We start from the raw sequence: 8,906 nt of genomic DNA on the forward strand, positions 1-8,906 counted from the left end.
GCTAGGGCTGCATCGAGAGGAAGAGGAACGCCGCCAGCAGGACCAGGTGGACGAAACCCTGCAGGGCGTAGACGCGGCCCTGGACGACGGTGAGACCGGTGACGAAGACGGAGATGACCAGCAGCACGATCTGGGTCGGCTCGAGGCCCAGCTCGAGCGGGCCGGTGAGCCAGATCATCGCGACGGCGAGGGCGGGGATGGTGAGTCCGATCGACGCCATCGCCGAGCCGTAGGCGAGGTTGAGGCTGGTCTGGACCCGGTCCCGGGAGGCGTTGCGGACCGCGGCGATCGACTCGGGAGCGAGGACGAGGAGAGCGATCACGACGCCCACGACCGCGTAGGGGAACCCGAGGCTCTTGACGGTGCTCTCGATCGTGGGAGAGAGGACCTTCGCCAGGCCGACCACGGCGACGAGGGAGACCAGGAGGAGGGCCAGGCTGAGTGCGGCCTCGCCCGCCGAGGGCGGGTCGGCGTGGCCGTCCTTGTCGAGGTCGACCAACCCGGTCATCCGGCCATGCTCGTCGCTGGTGACGGGGAGGAAGAAGTCGCGGTGGCGGACCGTCTGGGTGAAGAGGAAGGCGACGTAGAGCGCCAGCGAGGCGATGGCGGCGAAGACGAGCTGTGAGGTCGAGTACTGCGGGCCCTGCGCCGACGTCGTGAACCTCGGCAGCACCAGGGTGAGACCGGCCAGGGCGATGACGGTCGCGACCGCCGACCCGGTGCCGGCGGCATTGAAGCTGACCAGTCCGTGCTTGAGGGCGCCGACCATGAGCGAGAGCCCGACGATGCCGTTGAGGGTGATCATCACCGCGGCGAAGACGGTGTCGCGGGCATAGGTGCTGGTGCTGTCGCCACCGCTGGTCATCAGCATCACGATCAGGCCGACCTCGATCACGGTCACCGCGATCGCGAGGATCAGCGAGCCGAACGGCTCGCCGACCTTGTGGGCGACGACCTCGGCGTGGTGGACCGCTCCCAGCACCGCACCGATCAGCACAGCCGCCACCACGGCCAGGATCGCCCAGTGGTCGTGGCGGATCCACGCGAAGACCAGCACCACCAGGGCGAGGATCGGCACGACCAATGACCATTGCAGGCGGCCCCGGACCGCTGGCGCACTCATGAGTTGACCTTAACGGCCAGGGGCCGCTTCGGCGGATTTACCCAATCGGCACACGTTGTATACAACCTTGGTGAATCCTTGATGATTGCATTCAGTTCGTTGCCAGTGTTCCCCCACCCACAGGAGCAGCCATGCCTCGGATACCCCGCCTTGCTGCGTACGCCGCCGTCTTCGCCCTCGCGCTGAGCGCGAGTGCCTGCAGTGAGGTCCAGAAGACCTCGACCGAGTCCTCCGACAAGGTCGCGGGTGATGTCGTCACCACGATCGGGATCGGCGACAAGGAGATCAAGGAGGGCGGGACGCTCACCATGGGCCTCTCCGCCGACCCGGACGCGCTCGATCCGACCACGTCGTCCTCGCTCTACACGCGCTACGTGATGGAGACGGTCTGCCAGAAGCTCTACGACATCGACGCCGACGGCGGAATCGTGCCGATGCTGGCCACCGCACTTCCCGAGCTCTCCGAGGGCGGCCTGGTGGCCACCTTCCCGGTGAAGGAAGGCGTGAAGTTCGCCGACGGGACGCCGTTCGACGCGGCAGCCGTGGTGACGACGCTGAAGCGCAACCTGACCAAGCCGGACTCCTCGCGCGCCAGCGAGCTCGGGACGCTGAGCAAGGTCGAGGCGAGCGGCCCGTACGAGGTGCGGCTGACCTTCAAGGAGCCGTTCTCGCCGCTGACGGCCTCCCTGGCCGACCGTGCCGGGATGATCATGTCGCCGACGGCCCTGAAGGAGCTGGGCGACAACTTCGCCGACCACCCGACCTGCGTCGGGCCGTTCAAGTTCGTCGACCGGGTGCCCGGCACCTCCATCACCGTTGAGAAGGACCCCGGCTACTACGACGCCGAGAACGTCCACCTGGACAAGATCGTCTACCGGATCATGACGGATGCCTCGATCCGGGCGGCCAACCTCAAGTCGGGTGACGTCCAGGTCGCCGACTCGCTCGCGCCGGCGGACATGGCCGACCTTCGCAAGGACGGCGAGCTGTCGATGATGCAGGTGGGCTCCTTCGGCTACCAGGGCGTCCAGATCAACATCGGCAACCAGAACGGTGTCGGCACCCCGGTGGCGCAGATCGACACCCCGATCGCGAAGAGCAAGGACGTACGCCGGGCGTTCTCGATGGCGGTCGACCGTGAGCAGCTGGTCCAGAGCGTCTTCCACGGTTACTACGACCCGACCTGCTCGCCGATCGCGGACAGCAGCGAGTTCGCCACCGAGGCGTCTCGGGCGTGCCCGGAGCACGACCCGGCCGGAGCCAAGAAGCTGCTCGAGGAGGCGGGTGTCACGACCCCGCTGAAGGTCACGATGCAGACCTCCAACACCCCGAGCAGCCTGCAGTTCGCGCAGGCGCTCCAGGCCCAGGTGGAGGCTGCCGGCTTCGACCTGCGGATCGAGCCTGTGGAGTACACCACGCTCCTGGACAACAACGACCGTGGTGCCTTTGAGGCGATGCAGCTGGGCTGGTCCGGACGCGTCGACCCCAACGGCAACACCTTCAACTTCCTCACCACCGGCGCGGGCCAGAACACCATGGGCTACAGCAATGCCGAGGTCGACGAGTTCCTCACCGACGCGTCCTCGGAGACGGATACCGCCAAGCGCGCCGATCTCTACGGCAAGGCGATCGCCCAGGTCCAGGAGGACAACCCGATCGTCTACCTCTACCGCCAGCGGAACCTGACCGGGCTGTCGAAGCAGATCGCCGGCGTCTCCGTCTTCTCCGACGGTGTCGTACGCATCAGCGGCGCCGCGTACCTGGCCGGCTGATGGGGGCCTATCTCCTCACCAGGACGTGGCACTCGCTGCTCACGATCGTGCTCTCCTCGATGGTGATCTTCGCCGGCGTACGCATGCTGCCTGGTGACCCCGCGCTGGCGATGGCAGGCGAGGAGGCGAGTCCGGAGCGGATCGCCGCGGTCCGCTCCGACCTCGGGCTCGACCAGGCGCTCTGGGTGCAGTACGCCAACTGGGTCCAGAACTACGTCCACGGTGACTTCGGGCGATCGCTGCGCACCGGCACGCCGGTGACCGAGCTGCTCGGCAGCACGCTGCCGGTGACACTGTGGCTGGCGGCGTACGCGCTGCTGATCGCCGTCGTCGTGGGGCTCGCCCTCGGCGTCGTCGCGGAGCGGCGCCGCGGCCGGTGGCCGGAGTTCCTCGCCAACGGGGTCGCGATGGTGGGGCTCTCGGTGCCGAGCTTCTGGCTCGGGCTGCTGGCGATCCTCTACCTGTCGGTGCGGGTCTCGCTCTTCCCGGCCTCCGGCTACGTGCCGATGCTCGAGAACCCGGTGGATGCCATCTACCACCTGACCCTGCCGGCGCTGATCCTCTCGCTCGCGATCGCCGCCGCGGTGATGCGGCAGACCCGTGCCTCGATGATCGAGACGATGGGTTCGGACTTCGTCCGCACCGCCCGCGCCAAGGGCCTGGGCGGGCGGCGGGTGCTGCTGGCGTACGGCCTGCGGAACTCGCTCCTGGTCGTGGTCACCATCGTCGGACTGCAGCTCGGCGGGCTCATCTCGGGGGCGGTGGTCACCGAGAGCATCTTCGGGCTGCCCGGGTTCGGCAAGCTCACGCTCAACAGCGTGTTCACCCGCGACTACCCGGTCATCGAGGCCGTCGTCGTGATCATCACCGTCGGATATGTCCTGATCAACCTGGCCGTCGACGTGCTCTACTCCGTCCTCGACCCCCGGATCCGCGTGGCAGGTGCCGCATGACCACGACCATGACCACGACGTCGACGACAACACAGACGTACGCCGGGTCCAGCACCTGGTGGAGACGGATGCGGTCCAACCGGACCGCCATGGCCGGCGGCGTGGTCCTCGGCATCGTCGTGCTGGCGGCCGTGCTGGCGCCGGTGCTCGCGCCCTACGGCCCGACGACGACCCACTTCGACGCTCCTTTCCAGCGGCCGGGCACGATCGGGTTCCCGCTCGGCACCGACAACCTGGGCCGCGACACGCTCTCGCGGATGCTCTACGGGGCGAGGGCGTCCCTCCAGGTCGGGGTGCTGTCGGTGCTGCTCGCGACGGTCGTCGGGGTCCCGCTGGGCCTCATCGCCGGGTCTTGGCGCTGGGCTGACGCGCTGGTGTCACGGTTCACCGACGTGGCGCTCGCGTTCCCGTTCCTGATCCTGGCCGTCGGACTCGCCGCCATCCGCGGGGCGAGCCTGTCCAACGCAGTGCTGGCGCTCGGGATCGCTCACGTGCCGCAGATGATCAGAGTCGTACGCGGAGAGACGCTGCGGCTTCGGACGACCGACTTCGTGGCGGCCGCGGTGACCATGAACGCGAGCAGCCTGCGCGTCATGGGCCGGCACATCCTGCCCAACGCCCTGTCCGCGATCATCGTGCAGGCGACGATCATCATGCCCTCCGCGGTGCTGGGGGAGGCGGTGCTCTCCTTCCTCGGGCTGGGCATCCAGCCGCCCGAGGCGAGCCTCGGGGTGATGCTCTCGGACGCGCAGCAATACTTGGCCCAGGACGCGTGGCTCGGTGTGTTCCCCGGTGCGCTGATCGCGATCATCTGTCTCAGCTTCAACCTCTTCGGGGACGGGCTGCGCGACAGTCTCGACCCGGCCAACGACGAGAGGACGTCATGACCTACACACCTGCCCCCGAGTTCAAGACCCGACCCGACCTGCTCGGCAGGTTCGGGATGGTCGCCTCGACCCACTGGCTGGCCAGCGGGGCCGCGCAAGCGGTGCTGGAGCGGGGCGGAAACGCCTTCGACGCTGCCGTGGCCGGCGGTTTCGTGCTGCACGTCGTAGAGCCCCATCTCAACGGTCCGGGCGGTGATCTCGTCGGGATCTTCGCGACCTCCGGCGGCGAGCCGACGGTCCTGATGGGTCAGGGTCCCGCACCCGCGGGAGCCTCCGTCGAGCACATGCGCGCCGAGGGGCTCGAGCTGGTCCCCGGGGCAGGGGCGCTCGCCGCCGCCGTCCCCGGCGCGGTCGAGGCCTGGCTGATGCTGCTGCGTGACCACGGCACCTGGGAGCTCGGCGAGGTGCTCGCCTATGCCATCGACTACGCGCGCAATGGCCACCCGATCCTGGGCCGCACCGTCTCGACGATCGCCACGGTGGCCGACCTCTTCCGCGACCACTGGCCGACCTCGGCCGACCACTGGCTCGTCGACGGGGAGCTGCCGGAACCCGACACGATGGTGCGCAACGAGGCCTACGCCTCCGTACTGGACCGGCTCGTCGCCGCGGGAGATGGGGCCGGCAGCAGAGAGGCACGGATCGACGCCGCCCGGGCGGCCTGGGGGAGCGGGTTCGTCGCCGAGGCGATCGACGAGTTCGTACGTACCCCGCACCGCCACGCCTCCGGAACCGATCATTCCGGCGTGATCACGGCAGCTGACATGGCCGGGTTCTCCGCCGTGTACGAGACGCCGGTGAGCACGTCCTTCCGCGGTCACACGATCGCCAAGGCCGGGGCGTGGACGCAGGGGCCGGTCCTGCTCCAGATCCTCAATCTGCTCGACCCGCTGGACGACGTGCTGCTGGACCCGTGCAACCCCGAAGGTGCGCACACGATCCTGGAGGCGATCAAGCTGGCCTTCGCCGACCGGGATGCCCACTACGGTGACGGTGCCGACGCGGAGCGGATGGAGGTCCTGCTCTCCCAGGAGTACGCCGCCACGCGCCGTGCCCTGATCGGCGACGTGGCCAGCCGGGAGGTCCGTCCTGGCCTGGACGCCAAGGAGCTCCCGCCGTTGCGGGAGACCTACGATCCGGCCGCCTCGGCGGCCGGCGTCGGCGAGCCCACGGTCTCGCCCACGGGGGACGTACGCGGCGACACCTGCCACATCGACGTCGCCGACCGATGGGGCAACATCATCGCGGTGACCCCGTCGGGCGGCTGGCTGCAGTCCTCCCCGACGATCCCGGCTCTCGGGTTCTGCCTCGGCACCCGGCTGCAGATGACCTGGCTGGAGCCCGGTCTTCCGTCCACGCTGCAGCCCGGGCGCCGGCCGCGCACGACGCTCACCCCGACGCTGGTGCTGCGCGACGGCGAGGCCGTCACCGCGGTGGGCTCTCCGGGAGGCGATCAGCAGGACCAGTGGCAGCTGCTCTACCTGCTGCGGACGCTCGTGGGCGGCTACACGCCCCAGCAGGCGATCGACGCCCCTGCGCTCCACTCGACCTCGTTCCCCGGGTCCTTCTGGCCGCGCACCTGGACGCCGGCGGGAGCCGTCGTGGAGGACCGGCTCGGCGAGGCACTCATCGAGAGCCTGCGCGAGCGCGGCCATGCCGTCGAGGCGGCCGGCGACTGGTCGTTGGGCCGGCTCTCCGCGGTGACCAGAGACCCGGCGACCGGGACGCTCTCGGCCGCCGCCAACCCGAGGGGGGCGCAGGGCTATGCCGTCGGACGCTGAGATGCTGTCGGTCACCGACCTCCGGGTGGCCTTCGGCCGCACCGAGGTCCTCCACGGCGTCGACCTGACCGTCGGCCACGGCGAGCGGGTCGCCGTCGTCGGCCAGTCGGGCTCGGGGAAGTCGACACTGGTCGCGGCGATCCTGGGCCTGCTGCCCGGCACCGGGCATGTCACCGGCGGCTCGATCAGGCTCGGCGACGACGAGCTGACTCGACGTACGGAGAAGGCCTGGCGGGGGCTGCGGGGCGAGGGCATCGGGCTGGTTCCGCAGGACCCGATGACCAACCTCAACCCCGCGATGAGAGTCGGTGCTCAGATCGCCGACGCGCTCGTCGCCGCCGGACTGCGCGGCGCAGCGGTCGAGAAGCGGGTGATGGAGCTGCTCACCGAGGCAGGGATCCCCGAGGCGGAGCACCGGGCGGGGCAGTATCCGCACGAGTTCTCCGGAGGTATGCGTCAGCGCGTCCTGATCGCGATGGCGCTGGCCCGCGAGCCGAAGCTGCTGATCGCCGACGAGCCCACCAGTGCGCTGGACGTGACCGTGCAGCGGCGGATCCTCGACCACCTCGAGACACTTGTCGCTGCCCATGGCACCTCGCTGCTCTTCGTCACTCATGACCTCGGGCTCGCGGCGGAACGAGCCGACCGGGTGGTCGTGATGCACGACGGCGGCATCGTCGAGACCGGGCCGGCCGCCCGACTCCTCCGGGACCCGCAGCACGACTACACCAGGCGACTGATCGAGGCGTCACCGTCGCTGGACAGAGAGGGCAGCTCTCCGTCACGCCGGGACGGCACCGATCCGATCCTCGTCGTGGAAGACCTGGTCAAGGAGTTCAGGCTCCGCGGCCGGCGCGGCGGGACGTTTCGTGCCGTGGACCAGGCCTCCTTCTCCGTCGACCGCGGCACCACGACCGCGGTCGTGGGGGAGTCGGGATCGGGCAAGTCGACCATCGCCAAGATGGTTCTCGGCCTGGAGACACCGACCTCCGGCACCGCGCGGATCGACGGCCGCAGCATCGCCGGGGCATCGCGGGCGGAGCGGGCCGATCTACGCCGTCGCGTACAGCCCGTCTTCCAGGACCCCTACAGCTCCCTGGACCCCACCTTCACCGTCGCCCAGCTGGTCGCCGAGCCGCTGCACATCCACAGGGTCGGCGACCGGAGGGACCGGCGGGGCCGCGTACGCGAGCTCCTGGACCAGGTCGCGCTGCCCGAGTCTGTCGCCGGGAGACGGCCCAGCGAGCTCTCCGGGGGCCAGCGGCAGCGGGTCGCGATCGCCCGCGCGCTGGCCCTCGACCCGGAGCTGGTGATCTGTGACGAGGCGGTCTCAGCCCTCGACGTGCTCGTCCAGGACCAGATCCTCACCCTGCTGGCCGACCTGCAGCGCGATCTTGGTCTCAGCTACCTGTTCATCACCCACGATCTCGCCGTCGTACGCCAGATCGCACATAGAGTCGTGGTCATGCACAAGGGCAGGGTCGTCGAGCACGACACCGTGGACCAGATCTTCACCGCACCGACCTCGGCCTACACCGCCGAGCTGCTGGAAGCGATCCCAGGTGCGGCTCTCGCAGGCTGAGGGAGGTCGTCCGGCCGGTGCCCTGACCGCAGCCGTACGCCGCGACATCATCGCCGGGGAGCTGACCCCCGGCACCAGGGTGACCGAGGCCTTCCTGGCCCAGCGCTACGGCGTCAGCCGTGTGCCGGTGCGTGAGGCGCTGCGCGCGCTGGAGGCCGAGGGGTTCATCGAGTCCACACCGCACATCGGGTCGAAGGTCGGCCACGTCCCGTTCGACGAGGCGGACGACCTCTTCGCCGTCCGGGAGGCCCTCGAGATCGCGACCGCTCGCCGCGCGGCCGAGCGGGCCAGAGGTCTCTTCGACCAGCCCGAGCCCAACCAGGCGTGGTTCGAGATCCGGCGGGAGCTCGCGCAGATCCTCGACGAGGGGGACGAGTGGGTCGCCCGTGACGATCTGGAGCCCCTGGTTGCGCTCAACGACCGCTTCCACATCCTGGTCGCCGAGCTCAGCGGCAGCAAGACCCTGGCCACGTTGCTGCGTCAGCTCTCCCACAAGATCGAGTGGCTCTACGCCCTCGACACCTTCTCCCGCGGCAAGCGGCTCTGGCCCGACCACCGGCGCATCCTGGCCGCCATCGATGCTGGTGACTGCGACCGTGCCGCCGAGCTGATGGGCTGGCACGTACGTGAGTCGCGGATCGGCTATGCCTTGCGCGGCGCTCCGCCGGAGAAGGTCGAGGAGCTGAGGACCCTTCCGCCGGTTCCGGGGGCTGGGCGTCCGCCTGGTTGAGGCTCCGCTGGTCGAGCCGCCCTGCTCCGCTGGTCGAGCCGCCGGAGCCGCTATGCGACCGAGCGAGGCCGCCCGGCG

7 protein-coding genes are annotated in these 8,906 nt (G+C 69.7%); 6 read left to right on the plus strand and 1 reads right to left on the minus strand.

Annotation, left to right across the window (positions count from 1 at the left end):
* Nucleotide 1: 1 nt before the first annotated feature.
* A complete protein-coding gene (locus ABZU72_RS02480) occupies nt 2-1,123 on the minus strand; it encodes an ionic transporter y4hA (protein WP_355017320.1) in 1,122 nt (373 codons plus the stop codon).
* Between the two features lie 131 nt (nt 1,124-1,254).
* On the opposite strand from ABZU72_RS02480, the gene ABZU72_RS02485 reads away from it, so the two are divergent.
* From ABZU72_RS02485 to ABZU72_RS02510, 6 genes are read left to right on the plus strand one after another with little or no spacing between them, the layout of a single operon-like run.
* Nucleotides 1,255-2,895, plus strand: coding sequence for an ABC transporter substrate-binding protein (locus ABZU72_RS02485; RefSeq protein WP_355017321.1), 1,641 nt, complete (start codon nt 1,255-1,257; stop codon nt 2,893-2,895).
* Nucleotides 2,895-3,848 (plus strand): ABC transporter permease, encoded by a 954-nt coding sequence (locus ABZU72_RS02490; RefSeq protein WP_355017322.1) that lies wholly within the window; start codon nt 2,895-2,897, stop codon nt 3,846-3,848. Before ABZU72_RS02485 ends, ABZU72_RS02490 begins: the two co-directional genes overlap by 1 nt.
* A complete protein-coding gene (locus ABZU72_RS02495) occupies nt 3,845-4,735 on the plus strand; it encodes an ABC transporter permease (RefSeq protein ID WP_355017323.1) in 891 nt (296 codons plus the stop codon). Before ABZU72_RS02490 ends, ABZU72_RS02495 begins: the two co-directional genes overlap by 4 nt.
* On the plus strand, nt 4,732-6,516 hold the full coding sequence (locus ABZU72_RS02500) for a gamma-glutamyltransferase (RefSeq protein WP_355017324.1): 1,785 nt from the start codon (nt 4,732-4,734) through the stop codon (nt 6,514-6,516). Before ABZU72_RS02495 ends, ABZU72_RS02500 begins: the two co-directional genes overlap by 4 nt.
* Nucleotides 6,500-8,098 carry an ABC transporter ATP-binding protein gene (locus ABZU72_RS02505; RefSeq protein WP_355017325.1) on the plus strand — a complete coding sequence of 533 codons (1,599 nt, stop codon included), beginning with the start codon at nt 6,500-6,502 and terminating at the stop codon, nt 8,096-8,098. The genes ABZU72_RS02500 and ABZU72_RS02505 overlap by 17 nt, the downstream gene beginning before the upstream one ends.
* A complete protein-coding gene (locus tag ABZU72_RS02510) occupies nt 8,079-8,828 on the plus strand; it encodes a GntR family transcriptional regulator (protein ID WP_355017326.1) in 750 nt (249 codons plus the stop codon). Before ABZU72_RS02505 ends, ABZU72_RS02510 begins: the two co-directional genes overlap by 20 nt.
* The last annotated feature ends 78 nt before the right edge of the window (nt 8,829-8,906 follow it).

The organism is Nocardioides sp. NPDC004968 (assembly GCF_040608935.1).
In the GTDB taxonomy this organism is placed as follows: domain Bacteria; phylum Actinomycetota; class Actinomycetes; order Propionibacteriales; family Nocardioidaceae; genus Nocardioides.

Bases quoted from the DNA above. Each gene is read 5' to 3' on its own strand.
- ABZU72_RS02480 (WP_355017320.1), bottom strand. From the start codon at position 1,123: ATGAGTGCGCCAGCGGTCCGGGGCCGCCTGCAATGGTCATTGGTCGTG.
- ABZU72_RS02485 (WP_355017321.1), top strand. From the start codon at position 1,255: ATGCCTCGGATACCCCGCCTTGCTGCGTACGCCGCCGTCTTCGCCCTC.
- ABZU72_RS02490 (WP_355017322.1), top strand. From the start codon at position 2,895: ATGGGGGCCTATCTCCTCACCAGGACGTGGCACTCGCTGCTCACGATC.
- ABZU72_RS02495 (WP_355017323.1), top strand. From the start codon at position 3,845: ATGACCACGACCATGACCACGACGTCGACGACAACACAGACGTACGCC.
- ABZU72_RS02500 (WP_355017324.1), top strand. From the start codon at position 4,732: ATGACCTACACACCTGCCCCCGAGTTCAAGACCCGACCCGACCTGCTC.
- ABZU72_RS02505 (WP_355017325.1), top strand. From the start codon at position 6,500: ATGCCGTCGGACGCTGAGATGCTGTCGGTCACCGACCTCCGGGTGGCC.